12 protein-coding genes are annotated in these 15,875 nt (G+C 63.7%); 2 read left to right on the top strand and 10 right to left on the bottom strand.

The annotated features are described in order from the left end of the window. Positions 1 to 62: 62 nt before the first annotated feature. Positions 63 to 647 (bottom strand): XrtA/PEP-CTERM system exopolysaccharide export protein, encoded by a 585-nt coding sequence (locus tag AC0IZJ_RS00735; RefSeq protein ID WP_471847119.1) that lies wholly within the window; start codon positions 645 to 647, stop codon positions 63 to 65. 366 nt (positions 648 to 1,013) lie between these two features. Here AC0IZJ_RS00735 and AC0IZJ_RS00730 point away from each other — a divergent pair, with 366 nt between their 5' ends. Next, positions 1,014 to 1,805, top strand: a complete 792-nt coding sequence (locus AC0IZJ_RS00730) for a PEP-CTERM/exosortase system-associated acyltransferase (protein ID WP_471845625.1) — start codon at positions 1,014 to 1,016, stop codon at positions 1,803 to 1,805. Between the two features lie 36 nt (positions 1,806 to 1,841). On the opposite strand, the gene AC0IZJ_RS00725 is transcribed toward AC0IZJ_RS00730, so the two are convergent. The 9 genes from AC0IZJ_RS00725 to AC0IZJ_RS00685 all read right to left on the bottom strand — a co-directional run bounded on the left by AC0IZJ_RS00725 (position 1,842) and on the right by AC0IZJ_RS00685 (position 15,214). Beyond that, positions 1,842 to 2,750 carry a ThiF family adenylyltransferase gene (locus AC0IZJ_RS00725; protein ID WP_471845623.1) on the bottom strand — a complete coding sequence of 303 codons (909 nt, stop codon included), beginning with the start codon at positions 2,748 to 2,750 and terminating at the stop codon, positions 1,842 to 1,844. 120 nt (positions 2,751 to 2,870) lie between these two features. Next, positions 2,871 to 3,713 (bottom strand): PEP-CTERM sorting domain-containing protein, encoded by an 843-nt coding sequence (locus AC0IZJ_RS00720; protein WP_471845621.1) that lies wholly within the window; start codon positions 3,711 to 3,713, stop codon positions 2,871 to 2,873. A 191-nt stretch (positions 3,714 to 3,904) separates the two neighbouring features. Next, entirely contained in the window at positions 3,905 to 4,954 is a 1,050-nt protein-coding gene (locus AC0IZJ_RS00715; protein ID WP_471845619.1) for a hypothetical protein, read from the bottom strand. 26 nt (positions 4,955 to 4,980) lie between these two features. After that, positions 4,981 to 7,749: an XrtA/PEP-CTERM system TPR-repeat protein PrsT gene (gene prsT, locus AC0IZJ_RS00710; RefSeq protein ID WP_471845617.1), complete on the bottom strand. Its 2,769-nt coding sequence runs from the start codon at positions 7,747 to 7,749 to the stop codon at positions 4,981 to 4,983. A 353-nt stretch (positions 7,750 to 8,102) separates the two neighbouring features. Further along, on the bottom strand, positions 8,103 to 8,870 hold the full coding sequence (locus tag AC0IZJ_RS00705; protein ID WP_471845615.1) for a S1C family serine protease: 768 nt from the start codon (positions 8,868 to 8,870) through the stop codon (positions 8,103 to 8,105). Continuing rightward, positions 8,867 to 10,159, bottom strand: a complete 1,293-nt coding sequence (locus tag AC0IZJ_RS00700; protein WP_471845613.1) for a GNAT family N-acetyltransferase — start codon at positions 10,157 to 10,159, stop codon at positions 8,867 to 8,869. Before AC0IZJ_RS00700 ends, AC0IZJ_RS00705 begins: the two co-directional genes overlap by 4 nt. Before the next feature lie 97 nt (positions 10,160 to 10,256). Then, positions 10,257 to 11,618 carry a PEP-CTERM-box response regulator transcription factor gene (prsR, locus tag AC0IZJ_RS00695; protein ID WP_471845611.1) on the bottom strand — a complete coding sequence of 454 codons (1,362 nt, stop codon included), beginning with the start codon at positions 11,616 to 11,618 and terminating at the stop codon, positions 10,257 to 10,259. After that, positions 11,615 to 13,714: an XrtA/PEP-CTERM system histidine kinase PrsK gene (gene prsK, locus AC0IZJ_RS00690; protein ID WP_471845609.1), complete on the bottom strand. Its 2,100-nt coding sequence runs from the start codon at positions 13,712 to 13,714 to the stop codon at positions 11,615 to 11,617. Before prsK ends, prsR begins: the two co-directional genes overlap by 4 nt. 117 nt (positions 13,715 to 13,831) lie before the next feature. Next, positions 13,832 to 15,214 carry a TIGR03013 family XrtA/PEP-CTERM system glycosyltransferase gene (locus tag AC0IZJ_RS00685; protein WP_471845607.1) on the bottom strand — a complete coding sequence of 461 codons (1,383 nt, stop codon included), beginning with the start codon at positions 15,212 to 15,214 and terminating at the stop codon, positions 13,832 to 13,834. A gap of 264 nt (positions 15,215 to 15,478) precedes the next feature. Here AC0IZJ_RS00685 and AC0IZJ_RS00680 point away from each other — a divergent pair, with 264 nt between their 5' ends. Beyond that, entirely contained in the window at positions 15,479 to 15,808 is a 330-nt protein-coding gene (locus tag AC0IZJ_RS00680) for a hypothetical protein (protein WP_471845605.1), read from the top strand. The last annotated feature ends 67 nt before the right edge of the window (positions 15,809 to 15,875 follow it).

Below are 15,875 nucleotides of genomic sequence, written 5' to 3'. Positions count from 1 at the left end.
ACAGTCTCGGTTATTGCTTTAGCGACGACAGGCGAACTCGACGCTCACGCGTCACGCGCGATTCAGAAAAGGCTCTGGGGAATGATGAGGATATCGCCAGGCCGCATCTCGACGTTGGCAGACACGTCCCCGCGCTTGATCAAATCCTTCAAGCGGACCGAATACTGCTTGTTGCCCTCCGCGGTGCGCAAAATGGTGGCGCTGTTGCCTGCGGCGAAATCCGTCAGGCCGCCCACGGCAATCATCACGTCAAGCAAACTCATCTTCTGCTTGAACGGCAAGAACTGAGGCCTCGCGGCCTCTCCGACGACGCGAATCTGCTCGCTGTAAGGGCCAACGAAGCTTGTGACGATGACGGTCACGACCGGATCACGCACGTATTTGCTGAGCTGCTTTTCCACATCGCGCGCGACTTGCACCGATGTTTTGCCCTGAACAAGGATTTCATCAACCAAAGGCGCGGCGATCTTGCCGTCGGGCCGCACAGGCACAGCCATCGACAGCTCGGGATTGCGCCAGACCTGGATGCTGAGGTTGTCGCCCGCGCCGATGATGTAGCTGTAGTCCTCCGAGGCAGCCGAAACCGGCGCCGGTGGATGCGTAGTACCGAAGCTTGAGCAGCCGCTCATCAAGCCAAGCACCGCCATCTGCAACAAGGCAGCCAGCCAGAACTGCCCGACTGCCGCCACTCCCGCTGCGCGGGTGCTGCGCGGCGACAAGGTTCGCGAAGGTGACCAGTTATTCAAGGCAGCGCCTCCCATGTAAGTTGCCGAAATCATCGCCGCAAAATGCTTTAGCCCAACGCGGCGCGGCAGGAAAAATAAACGTTTGATGATGCCATATGCCGCACCCTGCCCAAACTACTCGCTCGAGGGGGCGCCCCGATCGTCGCGCGCGTGATCTACGACGCACACCCGATGCCAACGTCGGGCAGTCGATCAGCGAGTCCGGCAACGCTCGGAGCAGGCGGGTAGAGTCCGGGCTACCATGCAACGATATGCAAGGGCTAGACGATGAATGAGCCGAAGAGCACAAGAGACTTGGCCAGCGCCTTCCAGAACTACTTCACTATCGCGCCCGCACTGACTGTCGAGGAGCGCGAGTTGGTCTACCGCATTAGACATGACGTCTATTGTCGTGACCTTGGCTGGGAGCCGGTACGCCCAGACGGGCTTGAGACTGATGCCGCCGACTCGCACTCTGTCCATTGCCTGCTCAGGCAGCAGGGTACCAACGAGCCGGTGGGATGCACGCGCCTCATCCTTGCCAAAGGAAGGGAGGCGCTTCCCTTTGAAGAGAGCTGCATCGATGCAATAAACCGCGAACTTGTCGATCCCCGAGCCATGCCCCGGGGCGAGATAGGCGAAGTTTCCCGGCTTGCGGTAGTCGGCGCATTTCGGCAACGCAGGGGCGAACAGAACGTTGCCATGACGTCCATCTCAGACACCAATTTTGCCGTCGACCAACCCATGCCCCGCTTTCCGTTCATCCCGGTGAGCCTCTATCTTGCTGCGGCAGCCGTGGCGCGAAGGTTGGGAGTTGAGCATGTGTTTGTCCTGACCGAGCCGCGACTTGCGAGCCATTTCGAGCGCATCGGCTTCGACATACGGTGCGTCGGCAGCTCGATCGACCATCGCGGCACGCGCGTCCCATCGCTGCTGAGCTCAAGCAAGGTGGTGGAAAACCTCAGACCAATGATCAGGCCGCTTTATGACGTCGTTCAGGAGTCCGTTGAAAGGGCGTTCAACCGACACCCAGAAACCGTGGAAGCGCTGATATCGAACGGCTGGCGAACGGCCGATTGAAACCAACAGGCCCGCCGCAGCATTGCGCCAGAACGGTCAGCGGCGGGCACCGTGGCCCTTGAGCACCGGCCGGATCAGCAGAAGCAGAAGTTGCTGAAGCGGGTTGGCGTTGCCAAAGGGCCGCCAAGTAAAGCGCAACTTTTGGCGATAGCCATCGAATTGCATAGCCCAAGGGGCCGCCCGGATCTGCCCGCGCTGGAGCAAAACCTTCAAGACCGAGGTGCCCATGACGCCAGCACACAGGTCGCACGACATCATCGTCGAGGGCCCACGGCGTTCAGCAAAGTTAACCGCAGCGGGCTCTGCTAGATAGCCCGTCTGCAGCATGGCAGGCGACAAGCCGGCAATGAACCTCGCATACTGCTCCTGCTCGCTGCGACCTTCGATACGAAAATAGTCTTCAAAGCTCATTCCGCCAGGCCGGAAATAGAGCAAAGAAACACCCATGCCCAGGGGCGCAGCAGTCAGTGCCGGAATTCCCCGCTCATGACAAGCCTTGAACAGCATCCGCCGAGCTTCGATGGCGAAGAAGTCGATGCCGTCGACATAGAGGTCAACCCCTTCAAGGAAGGCATCTAGGTTGTCGGCGGTGACGCCCTGGCCAAAACTGTGAACCTGCGCCTCGGGGTTGATGTCCCTGGCCATGTCCGACAGAACGTCTGCTTTGGGGCGCCCAAGTGTCGACATGAACGCGCCGACCTGCCGGTTGAAGTTGTGAACCTCGAAGTCGTCAAAATCGGCGATGTTGAAGTTAGCGATACCCAACCGGGTGAGTGTCAGCAGGTGCGCACCACCCACCCCCCCCAGGCCTGCGATGGCCACCCGTGACTGCCGCAGCCGCTCCTGCTCGGCGTCGGTGACCCAGCCGATGTTCCGGGAGAACGCGCGGCCATAGTCAAAGGAGTTGTGGTTGGCCATGAATGACACCTTGGGTGAAGCGCTCATAGAAAGGGCAGAAAGTTTAGCCCCGGCGGCCAACGTCCCACCCGGGAGCCTTTGCCTTCGCCAATGAAAAAAGGCCCCGAAACCGGGGCCTTTCTTGAAGCGCTGAACCGCTGGGCGGTATCAGTTCTTGCGGCGACGCAGCGAAGCGCCAACGCCGAGCAGTGCAACACCGACCAGGGCCAGGCTGGCCGGCTCAGGCAAACGGCTGGCCGTCGTCTCGAAGGTAGCATCGCCACCGACCGGGCTTTCAGCATTGCTTTGCGACGACAGGTTGCCGCGAACAGTCATCGACGGGCCCAGGTTCCAACCAGCAAAACCTTGAGCAGTGATCGTGGCCTTGGCGCTAAAAGCACCCAACCCCAGCGAAGACGGGTTCAGCGTGAAGTCGCTGAGCACCTTAGGACCAGTGGCGCCCCAGCTATCACCGTTCGCAGCAACCAAGTCGAGAACGAGGCGAGCATCGCCGTCCAAGCCGGTGTTGAAGTTCGCCAGCGTGAAGTCAGGCGTCGTATCTTCGAAGAAGACCGCAACGGAATTGGCGGTCAACGCCAGAGAAGACGCAAAACCGCGAACGGCGAGCCAGGCACCCAGGCCTTCATCGGTTGCGCCAAACTTGTAACGCGCGCAACCGCCCGGCAGAGTGGCACCCAGGCCGCAATCTTCGACATCACGATCCACAACAGAAGTGATCTTGATCGCGGAGAACACAGTCAACTCGTTGACCGAATTCACCGGTGTGTTGCTGGTCGGGTAAGAGGTGATCTTCACGCTGGTCAGCAGCACATCGCCGACTGTAAGCGAGCCGCTGCCATCCTTGTCTGCCAGGAACTCGATGAAATCGTCCGAGAACTGGTTAGCGCCAAGCACGAAGGCGTTGGTCACTGAAGGCAGTGCGGATGCGCTGCCCACCAGGCCGAAAGCGAGCGCGGCGGCGGAAGCGATGCGCTTGATATTGAAAGTCATGCCGATTCTCCTTAGGGTCAATATTGAAACCGCTCTTGGGATCGAGTTCCTTGCTTTTGCCAGGGCCCGCCATCCAGCGACGCTTCTTATTAGCAGGCTCCGTGCCAGGCAGTCAATTTCCATTTAAATCAACCACTTACGTACATCTATCGCTCAGCCGCCGACCACACTGTAAAGAACGTCGACACCCCTCAACGCTCGATGAAATGCGCCAGTTCGGGGCGGCTCGTGCGCGCGGAGGGCAGCGCAGCGCGGCCCAGGCGGAAAACGATGACGGGGCGGGAGGTCGGAAGCAGCTTCTGCCAACCCTGCCGGAGGTCCCGCCCGAGCGCCTCGGCGCCATGCCCGCCATAGGCGGCGAGGCGGGAAAGCACGGCGGACGCAGCCAGTGGCTGGAGGCTCAGCCCCAAGGCTGATGCGCGAAGCCACAGCCGCTGAAATGCACGGCCGCCCTCCAACGCAGCGGTGTCATCGTCCGTGGCCTCAGCCGTGATCAGCCCCAGCGCCGGGGCTTGCCAGGCAGGCAACCAACCTGCGCGGATGCCGAGCATCTGGTGGGCGCCGATCAACTTCAGAGCACGCATCAGCGGCCAGCGGCGCAAGGCCTGAAACATCGGGCGCGCGGGGAGCTCGACTTCCAGCGTCGCAGGCGGCAGGCGCTCCTGGGTGGTGTCACGCCATCCCGCCTCGAAGGCGACCGCGTCGAACAATTCGGCGTGTAGGTACTCCTGCGCGAACCGTTGCACCTCGGCGCGCCGGATCAGGGCCAATGCGGACCGGCGGGCGGCGCCCTGCAGCCACACGACGCGGCAGCGACCTTGCACCTCCGCGGCTTCGCTCATGGCCGACTGCTCGGCGACGGTCAGGGCCGGCCCTTTGTACATGCGCCGGTTTGTATGGCGGCGGCCCAGCTGTCCGGCCAGATCGTCCGGTGCGCCAACATGAGGCTGCCAGATGACGCGCGCCAAGGTGGTGGCGTCGCCGCCTTCTGGAAACCACTGTGGCGCTAGACCAAGGCCAGCCTCGCCGGCCCGGAGCCGCATGTTCTCGACAACGGCCGCGAGGCCCATCAATGAGAGGAAGCGGCGATGGGGGGCGCGCTGGTCGAAGAAGCCGTCGACGCTGACCAGATCCACACCACCGTCGAAACGCCGGAAGCGGAAGCGGTGCTGGTTGTCTGCGGAAGGCGCCACGAGTCCGGCGGACAGGATGGATTCGATGATGGTTCGATCGAAAGACATGCGCATTCCTCAGCCGTGGGACCCCGTCACTCGACTTGTCTCAAGGCCAGCTGCACCTGATCTTGCGCGGGGTACTTGTCTCCGAGCGCCGCTAGCGCCTGGAGTTCCTTGCGGGCCGCCGGCTTGTTGCCAGTCTTGATCAGGTACTGGGCCAGCCGGAACCTGTAGATGGGCATGTCCGTCGCGTTGTCCGTCGCGCGCCGCTGCAGCTCGACAGCCTTGTCCAGCTGACCGGCGCCGGCGTGGATTTCCGCCAGCGTGTCCATGAAGGCGGACTGCTTCGGATCCATTGCGAGCGCGCGCTCGGCCAGTTCGCGCGCTCCGGGCTTGCCGAGCTTCATGGATAGCCAGGCCAGGTTGTTCAAGATGGCCGGATTGCCGGGCCTGAGCTCGTTGACCTGCTCGAACCGCCGCACCGCTTCGTTGAGGCGGCCCCGGGCGAGCGCGTCGTCAGCCACGGCCTTCATGAACTCGGCGTCGTTGACATGCTGCTTGATCCAGCGGTCGGTAAGAACGTCCGCCGCGGCGTTCTGCTTGCTGGCAATCAGCGCCTGCCGCAGCTTCACCGCCAGCTCCGTGGTGGACTTGCGGTCCAGCGCGAGACGGTAGGCCTGCGCCGCCTCTGCCATGCGCTGGCTGCCGGCTTCCGCGTCCCCTTCGAGCAGATAGCCGAGCGCATTCGCCGGGCGCAGCCGCTGCATACTGCGGGCCAACTGCTTCGCGTCCTGGAAGTTTTTCTCGGCGAGGTATAGCCTGCCCAGGGTCAGCTGCGCAGGCAGAAAGTCCGCACGGAGGTCGAGCGCCCGCTTCAAGCTGGCCACAGCTTCAGCAGCCTGACCCTGCCGGAGGTACACCTCGCCGAGTCGATAGTGCGCCTGCGGCGACTCCGGCTGCAACGCAGCCAGCTTGCCAAAGGTGGCGATCGCCTGCTTGAACTCCTTGTTGCTTGCCTGCAGCATGCCCCACTGCTCCAGCAGCACCGGGCTCTCCGGAATGGCACGGGCCGCATCGGCGGCAGCGGCCAGCGCGCCGGCCGGGTCCTTGTTCTCGTTCAGCGCGTTCACGAGCGCCAGGCGCGGATTTATTTCGTCAGGCGCGGTCTTGATGACCTGACGCAGCGACGCAATGGTCTCCGGCAGCTTGGCGCCGCCCTGGATGCGCAGCCCGATCAATGCCATCGCGACCTGCACATTGCCCGGCTCCAGCTGCTGCAGCCGCTCCATGCGCGCAATAGCGCGCGGCACCTGCTTGTCCTGGACATCCAGCGCGCTCAAGCTGGCGGCGGCGGGGAAATACGACGGCGAGAGCTTCAGCGCCGCCTCGAACGCCTGGCGTGCCGCCTCACGCTGGCCGCGCGCGAGCTCGGCGGTGCCGCGCAGGCTGTAGGTGCTGAGTGTCGGCGGAGTCTTCTTCTCCAGGGCGTCGAGCGCGCGCAGTGCCTGTGCGTACTCGCGCCGGCGCATCTGCGCGGTGATCAGGATCATGTCGGCCACGGTGCCCGCATCGGCTTCCGAGATGCGGCGCAGTTCGCCCAGGCCGCGCTCGATCATGCCGCCTTCGACCTGACTCACCGCCAGGGCGGCGCGGGCCCTGATGTCCGACGGGTCCAGCTTGGCCGCGCGGCTGAACGCGTCCTCGGCACGCTTCATGTCCCCCTGGTCCAGGTAGGCCTGGCCCAGCAGCATCAGGGCGCGGCTGTCGGCGTCGGCCGACCGGGTCAGCGGCTGCAAGGTCGAGATGGCTTTCGGCGCGTCGCCCGCCTGCAGGTGGGCCTGTGCCAGCAGCAGGCGCACGCCGTTGTCGCTGAGCATCGCCAGCGACTGGCCCAGGTGCTTTTGCGCCTGCAGCAGCGCGCCGGACCGCAGCGCGACGGCGCCGGCCAAGTGCAGGTAGGCCGGGTGGTAAGGCGCCAGCTTCAGCATGGCCTGCACCTGCTCGTTGGCCGCCTTGAGGTCACCGCGCTCCAGTGCGATCAGGCCACCGCAGAATCGCGTCTGCGCCACGTTGGGCAGCGCTTTCTGCATGGCGGTGAACTGCTTGTCGGCCTCGTCCAGCCGCTTGCCGGACAGATGGATGGCGATCAGCCCTGAATGCGCGCCGACCGACTTTGCGTCGAGCGCCAACGCCTTTGCGTAGGCCGCCTCCGCCGCCTTGGCGTTGTCCATGCCATAGAACAGCAGGTCACCCTTGATGGCCCAGGTCTTGGCACTGTCGGGATTGTCGGCGAGCAGCGCCTCCACCTGCCGCAACGCTTCAGCGCGGTCCCCGTCGCCCGAGGTCATGCCGATCTTCAATGTGCGGGCGCGCTCATTCTTGGCATCGGCCAGCAGCGCCTGCTGGATGAAGGTCCTCGCGGCGTCGCGCCGGCCGAGTCCAATATTCGCTTCGGCAAGCGCCGCTAGCACCTGGGCCTGCGCAGCGGGCTGACCCAGCTTCACATCGGCAAACTCGGTGGTGACCTTTTCATAGGCGCCCTGCCCCACCAGAGCCGCCGCCATCTGCGGCATCACCTCGTCTGCCGGGTGACCGAGCTCGCGAGCCTTTCCGAGTTCGATGGCGGCACCGCGGAAGTCACCGGCCGCCATCAGCGCCTTGCCGAGGAGGAAACGCGCTTCGGTCAGATTGGGGTTCTGCTGCAGGGCGTTCTTGAATTCGATCATGGCGCCCCGCCCATCTCCACGGGACAGCCGTTCCTTGCCAGACGCGAGCAGCTTGACGGCGTCGGGACCGAAGCATCCGGCCAGAGCGAGCAATGCGATCAAACTCGAAGCGAAGATCTTTTTAGTAGCTTTCATGTGCTCCACAGCGATCCATCAGTTTCATTAACCGCAACAGATTAATGATGTCGTAAAAGAAGCGGCGGCTAACTCGCAACGGTTTCAGCCGGAGAAAATAGGTTGTCGTCAAACTGCGTCAACCGCGCTTGCCGCCAAAAGAACATCGTGCTGGCTTCAAGACGCCATCTCAATTAAGAATCCGCCGACGATGGCTTGGACAGGTCTTCGAACCTCTTGCCAACGTTGTCGCCGCTGCTTGAAGATCGATGCAGCCACAATTACCTCTGAGCGCGCTGATCGTATCAACGAAAACATGCTCACCAGCGCACACGACACACCGGTCCGGAGGTCCGTCGAGTGGCCCGCTTGCCTCAATTCGCCGCCTTCGCGGACTCAATCAGCGATCCCAGCAGCGAAGCTGGAATGGCATAGCTGATGCCGGAAGGCTGACTCAGCGCGGACTCCCTGCCCGCCTTGGTCAGCACCATGTTGATGACGCCGACGACCTCGCCCGTTTCCTGGTCCAGCACCGGCCCCCCGCTGTTGCCTGGATAAGCCGTCGCGTCAAGCTGAAGGATGTCGAAACTGCCAGCGCGTAACTGGCGCAGCGCACGCGGGTCCAGGCTGCGGGCGTTGGCTGCGGGCAGTGAGATTGGCGTGATCGCCGAAATGATGCCGCGATGGCTGACCGTGGAGAAGCCGAGGGCGCCGCCGATGGGAAAGCCCATGAGCAGAACGGTCATTCCTTCGCGGGTCATTGACGGATCAGCGATGCGCAGTGCCCGGATGGGGGTGCCTTCAAAGCCCAACGCCACGAGGTCGTGGGCACGATCAAGCGCCGAAATGCGGGCTAGTCGCAGCTCCCATTCACCGTTGGGCGCACGCACCTGGATGGCGATGCGGCGCTCCGCCTCTGTCACCTCCGGTGACGGCAGCACATGCGCGTTGGTGATGACAAGGCTGCCGTCCGCAGCGGCGAAGCCGGTGCCACGGAAGCCGAAGCGCGGGCTGTCCGTCGGCGAATAGGTGCCGACGAGCACGACGGAGGGCTTGCTCCGCTCGATCAACGCCGGCAGGTCCGCAGCGGGCGCCCAAAGCGGCACGAGGCCGAGCCAGCAGAGCAGGTTGCGGCGCCTCATTGCAGGAGGTCGCGCGACGTGAAGCCGCCCTCAAGCGCCTGGACACAACGGCGCCAGGTGTCGTCCGGCTCGCTGACTCGAAAGCCGTAGAAGCGACTCCCGTCGGACTGCTTGGAACGCACCACGCAAACCTCGCTGCGCGACCAGTCCTGACGGCCAAGCTGGACGCGGGCCACACCGCGCATATTGAGCGGCAGTTCGAGCTTGGACTCCGCCTGAAAGCCCGACTGCGAGACCTCGACCACGTTGAAAACGAACAAGCGCTCGACACCGTCGATCTCGAGCTTCAGCTCGGCCGGCGCACGCAATGAATAGCGCTGGTGGCGACGCAGCGGATGCCCGACAGACACCTCGTCGCTGACGATGGGCAGCACGCGCGCATATTCCGGGGTGTTGTAGATGGCCCCGAGCAGTGCCTTGCGGCGGCTGTCAAGGTTTTGGAAAACCTGAGTGCGCCGATTGAAGAAATGGTCGAGCAGATCGGGCGTCATGACCGGATCGTTGGTCGTGAAATACCGGCGCTGCGGCATTTTGATGTGCGGCAGCTTGAGCTCGAAGAAATAGCGATACAGATCCTTGCGCGGCGGCCGGTCGCGATAGCCACGCCTGAATATGGCGGGCGCAGCCTGCAGATCCAGCGCTGCGCCGACGGCGGGAGCGCCATTCACAAAGTCAAACTCGGTCACGGGCGCCTCGCGCAGGCGATCGAAAAAGAGCAGCGCCTCGTAGAGGTCGAGCTGGTCCGGATGGACGGCAATGACCAGATGGCGGACGTCGAACATCTCGACGCAGTACTCCCGCATGAACTTCATCAGCGGGAACAGGATTGTCCCGCCGCTCTTGCGGAAGTCCGGGTGCACGGCCAGCCCCGAGATTTCGGCGATCTGGCCATCCGCCTTGCGGACTTGTTCCAGGTCGAAGATGCTTTGCAAGGGGAAGCCGAAGACGCCCTCGCGAATCATCGAAATGGTCCCGACAACCCTGCCCTCCCACTTGGCGCAGAGCGTCGTCGTCGTCGGCAGCGCGTGATAGATCGTGACCCGCATGCCCGACGGATCGGCCTTCATGAAGCCGCTGCCCACATAGGCGTCGTGCAGGAGGCTGAAGCAATCCTCCAGTTCCTGCTGGGTTTCGGCCACCTTGAGCTCGAGGCGTGGGTCGGGATCAGGGTCGCAATCCACCAAGGCCCGATGCATCGCAAAGCGGGCCCGCACGGGCAGGCGGGCAAACATATGCCGCATCACCTGGTGGAACCATCGCTTTGCGGGAGAGCGTCGAGTCGTGCTCATGGCGGGCTCCTCGTCGGCCTATTGAATGATCGAGCTGATGGGCGTCAGTTTGACGCCATACCCTGCCGTGCACGCCAGCACTTTGCCCTCATCGTCTTCACCTGATCTGCAACCGGTTCATCAGGTCGTAGAGCGTCGGGCGGCTGACGCCGAGCCGTTCGGCCGCCTTGACGATATTGCCATCGGTGCGCGCGAGTGCGGTGATGACGGCCTGACGCTCCGCGTTCTCGCGCACGGCGCGCAGGTCCAGATCGCTGTCGTCGCTGGCGGCCGAGGGCGCAGCGCGCAAGCCCAGGTCAGCCGCAGCGATACGATCTTCATCCGCCATGATGACGGCGCGCTTCAGTATGTTCTGCAGTTCGCGCACATTGCCCGGCCAGCGATGTGTTTCGAGGGCGCGTACGGCATCGTCGGACAGCGTCGGCACGGGGCGCCGCATGTCGGTGGCAAAGCGTCGCGCGAAGGCGTGCGACAGCAGCACCGGGTCGCCCACACGGTCGCGCAGCGGCGGAATTTCCACAACGATCTCGGCGAGCCGGTAGTAGAGATCTTCACGGAACCGGCCGTCGGTGATGCGCGCCTTGAGATCCTGGTGGGTCGCGCCAACGACGCGCACGTCGATAGGAATCTCCTGGCGGCCGCCGACGCGCTCGATGACCCGCTCCTGCAAGAAGCGGAGCAGCTTGGCCTGCAGCGGCATCGGCAGATCCCCGATCTCGTCGAGCATCAACGTGCCGCCGTTGGCCGTCTCGATCTTGCCGAGCGTCGATTTGTTGGCGCCGGTGAAGGCGCCCTTCTCGTAACCGAAGAGCTCGCTCTCCAGCAGCGTCTCGGGGATGGCCGCGCAGTTGATGGCGACGAAGCGACCCTTGCGCTTGGAGGCATCGTGCAGGCCCTGGGCCAGCACTTCCTTGCCAGTGCCACTCTCGCCCAGCAGCAGCACGGTCGCGTCGCTGGGTGCCACCTTCTCGATCATGCGGCAGACGCGCTGCATGCCGGGGTCGCGGGTGATGAGACCGGAAAAAACATCGCTGCTCTGCTGTGTCTGCAGGCGGCGGTTCTCCTGCTGCAGTTCGTAGAGACGGTAGGCACGCTCGACGGTGAGACTCAGCACGTCCGGGTCGACAGGCTTGGCCAGAAAGTCATAGGCGCCCATGCGGATGGCGCGAAGCGCGTTGCCCTGGTCGTTCTGGCCGGTCAGCACGATCACCTTAACGCCGGGGTCAAGCTCCAGCAGTTTCTCCAGGCACTTGAAACCCTCGGAGACGGAGTCGCGGTCCGGCGGCAGGCCGAGATCCATGGTCACAACAGCCGGGCTGTGGCGGCGAAACTGAAGCACGGCACTGGCGACGTCATCAGCGGTGACGGACTCAAAGCGGTCCAGCGACCATTTGAGCTGCTTTTGCAGGGCCAGATCGTCCTCGACGATCAACAGCGGTGCATGGCGGGGCGTGTTCATCGCGCGTCCACGGCAGTCAGCGGCGCGTCGGTCTGGGCGTGAAACAAGGGCAGCAGCAGCGTCACGGTGGTGCCACGGTTCAATTCACTCTGCACGCTGATCTTGCCTCCCAGTTCCTGCACGTATTGATAGCTCTCGTGAGCACCGATGCCCATGCCGCTGGCTTTGGTGGTCTGGAAAGGCTTGAAAAGGCGATTCTGAATGAAATCCTCGCTCATGCCGCAACCAGTGTCGGTAACACGAACCCGGGCCTGACTGCCCTCGGCGTCCAGCGTCAAGCGAACCCGGCCGCCCGGCGGGGTCGCATCGAAAGCGTTCTGCACAACGTGGCCGACCACGCGCTCGACGCGCTCGGCATGCCCACGGGTGTTGACACCCGGCTGCAGCTCCAGTTCGAGCGCTCTGCCCTTGCTCGCGGCCGCCGCTGCCAGGCGCCTGGCGATCTGCTCCAGGTCGACGCCGCTCGTCACGCCGTGCGGCTTGTCGCCCTGGCGCAGCTGCAGCATCAGCTGGCGCATCTTCTCAAGTGAGTTCTCGACCGTGTCCAGCATGTCCTGCTGGAACTCGGGGTTATCGCGCAGGCGCTTGGCGTTTTTCATCATCAGCGAGAGCTGGGTGACGATGTTCTTCAGGTCGTGCACGACAAAGGCCGACATGCGGTTGAAGGCGTCGAACTTGCGCGCCTCAAGCAGCGCCTCCGTGGCCTGGGCCTGGGCCAGATAACCGGATGCCTGGCTGGCGGCGGTGCGCAGCAGGTCACGCACCTCCCAGTTCAACTCCACTACGACGCGCGGTTTGCCGAGCACCGCGAACCCGATCAAGGCCTCGCGCACGAGCAACGGCACAACTAACCAGCAGCGCGGTTCGTCCACAAGCCAGGCGGGCAGTTCCAGACCCGGGTAGGCATCGCGCCGTGCGCGCCATTCATCCACGTCGATGATCCACGCGCGCTCTTGCCAGAACGTCGCCAGCGAAGCCTCGCGCGCCTCGCTGCCCGGCTGGGTGGGCAGGTTCCAGCGGGCCGCCTGCACGAACTCGGCGTCCGCCAATCGCTGCATCCACAGCATGCCGCTGGGGCTTTCCACCAGGTTGCAAAGGGCACGCACTGCGGTCTCTGCTGTGTGCTCTGGCTCGACGCTGCTGGCCAGCAGCCGCGTGAAGCGCAGCCATTCCTCGCGGTAGTCGTAGCGGTAGCTGAAGAAATTCTTGCTGATGTAGACGCGCAGCCGGGCCCTCACCGAGCCCGACGCAACGACCAGGGCCAGGGCGATCAGCGCCACAAAAACCAGCGCCACCGATAGCGCCCTGCCCCACTGCCCACCGGTGTAGCGCACGTAATAACCGACGCCGGCAACGATCAGAAGATAGGCGCCCACGAGCAGCAGGGCCGCCGAATGGAAGACCGCCGCACGCGACACATGGAGTTTGCCCAGCCAGCGACCCTGTCGGCGCGATGCCACGTAGAGCAAGGGCACGGCGGCTGCATGCACGAGGGAACGCACGCTGACTGCATCGCCATCGAAGCGCTGGAACAGCGCGGCCTGCGAACCGATAAAGAGGTCGAAGATGAAGATGCCGCCCAGGCCAAGACAGAAGGGCTTGGCATTCCAGCGCGCGTCTGCGGCTGCGTTGCGCAGCATCTGCTCGACAAGCACCAACCCCAGCACCGCCATGCCCAGCGCCCCGAAGGCCTGGGGCCGCGCCAAGGCTTCGGCCGGCAGTCGGTCGGCAGCGAGGATCAAGGCCATCTGCGCCAGCACCGCCAGCGTGACCACCGGTCGCACCCAGGCCAGCCCGCCACCGCGCCGCGCCGGCGGCAGCAGCATCAGCAGGAAGGCAAACCAGAGGCCGAAACGGAGGAGATCAAGACCTGGCACAACCCAGGCGGGAAAGCGGTCGGACCAATGCCGTAGCTCATTCGCCAATGCGACACCGGCCCAAGCAGAACTCGTCGCCAAAGCCGCAAGAAACACGACCGCCAAGGCCGTCACAGGCAAGCTGCCGCGCAGCAGGCGGTGTGCGAAGTAGAGCGCAAACAGGCCATAGCCCGTGCAGCAGATCAGGTCTCCGAGACTGCCAAGGGATGCGATAGGCAAGAGTGCCTCAAACAGGGAGCCTGAGGCGGAGTCAAGTTCGGCGCGGGGCATGGCGGATTCAAGCATGCGCTGCGGACAGCCGGCGTCGGCTCCTACGCCGAGGCCGGCAGCGCGCGCTCAGCGAGCGCCCTTGCCGGTCAGCACGACGGCCACCGTCTCGAGCATGATCAGCAGATCAAGGAAGAGCGAGTGGTTCTTGACGTAGTAGAGGTCGTACTGCAGCTTCTCGACCGAGTCTTCGATCGTCGAGCCATATTCATAGCGCACCTGAGCCCAGCCGGTCACGCCTGGCTTCACGCTGTGGCGCACGGCGTAGTAAGGGATCTTGCTCACCAGTTCATCGACGAAGAACTGGCGCTCCGGGCGCGGCCCCACCATGCTCATCTCGCCCCAGAGCACGTTGAAGAGCTGAGGCAACTCATCGATGCGCACCTTGCGGATGAACCGGCCGACCCGGGTGACGCGGTCGTCGTTTTTGGTCGCCCAGCGCGGCTTGCCATCCTTCTCGGCATCGGTGCGCATGCTGCGGAACTTGATGACCTTGACCGGCACGCCGTTCAGGCCGACACGCTCCTGGCGATACAGCACCGGGCCGCGCGATTCCAGGCGGATGGCAAGCGCCGTGGCCAGCATCAGCGGCCAGGAGACCGCCAGGATGAGAGTGGCGAAGATCACGTCGCAGACACGCTTGATCCCGGCCCGCAACATGCCCTGGCTGAAGCCATCACCGAACACCAGCCAACCGGCATTGACATGCTTGATGTTGATCTGGGCCAGCGTCTTCTCGAAGTGGGTGGCGATATCGACGACACGCACGCCGGACAATTTGCAGTCCAGCAACTGGCGAAGTGGCATGCTGCCACCGCGGCGCTCGCTCAAGGCCACGACGATCTCGTCAACGTTGTGCCGCAGCGCCGCCTCGGTGAGGTTGGCGCCGTCGTTGACGATTTCGGCGGAGGGCACCTCGTGCTGTTCTTCGTTCGGCCCGGCGTAATAGCCGACGATCTGGGCATGCGGGTCCGAGGCACGCAAGGTGTTGCCGACGGTGCGTGCGGCCGGGCCCGTGCCAAAGATCAGGATGCGACTGCGCAAACGGGCCTGTGTGCCTGAATGGGCCGCATAGACGCGGTGCACCATGACGGCCGCGACGGCCGCCATCGCCACCAGGGTCAACAGGTCACGATGGCTTGTGTCGGAAGGCACCAAGCTGAAGATGGCATAGGCCAAGGGCAGGCCGAACAGCAGGCCGAACAGCGCCCGTGCGCACGATTCGGTCACTGAGCGGTTGTGAACGTGCTGATAAAAGCCCGTCGCCGAGTTGATGACGAACATGCAGCCGGCCAGAGACAGGCCATGGGAGGCCGCAAATGGCAGCACGGTCTGGGCTGCCTCACCCTGGCTCAGCACCACTGCGATGACGGCGAAAACGATCAGCCCGAGATCGAAAAAGACCTGGAGCAAGGTCTGCTTATGCAGGTAATGGTTGAATATTCGAATCATTTTTGTACCCGATCACTTCCGCTGGGCGCTTCCCGCATTTGCCATCTGATCAACGAAACTCAGAATTCACATCCGATATTCATTCATCCCGGCGCGGTGGCCGCCAGAACGTTGCTCGCCTGCCGTCTCGGAGACCGCTGGACGACCACTGCAAGTTCCGGGATTGACGCCGCAACGCGCACAGTCCACCCACCCTCGATCGCGCCGGCATCATGCCTCCGGCCCATGGGCTTGAAAGCCCCCCGTTTGGAGGGTACTTGCCCCTTGAATCCGTCTCGTCAGGCAACCGCACGCCAAGTCGCAGCAAAGGTCTTTTTCACGTCGGCGGCAGTAGACCCGAATGCCGGCGACAGCACCATGACAGCGCTCCAGCAACGCCCGGCAAAGCGTGCGAAACGCACAGGCGAACATTTGAAATTCGACAAAACAGGTTTTTCAAAGTGCGATGCCGCCGGCATGCGGTCGTCAGCCACTATCGTGAATATCGCACGGCAATATTCCGGCGCCGACCGCCACGACCTATCCGTTCAGCTGTCGCCCGGCGCATTCATTAGCCGTCAAGCTCTCGGCGGAGTTTCAAACCAGGCACCATAAAGGTAAAGAACCCGCCACAGGCGGGTTCTTCATCAGGAAACGCTCACCGGCGAAGGTGGGCGCCTGT

This window comes from Roseateles sp. AC306 (assembly GCF_979253795.1).
The sequence above is the reverse complement of the archived record's forward strand: the minus strand, read 5'-3'. Positions and strand labels throughout refer to the sequence as shown.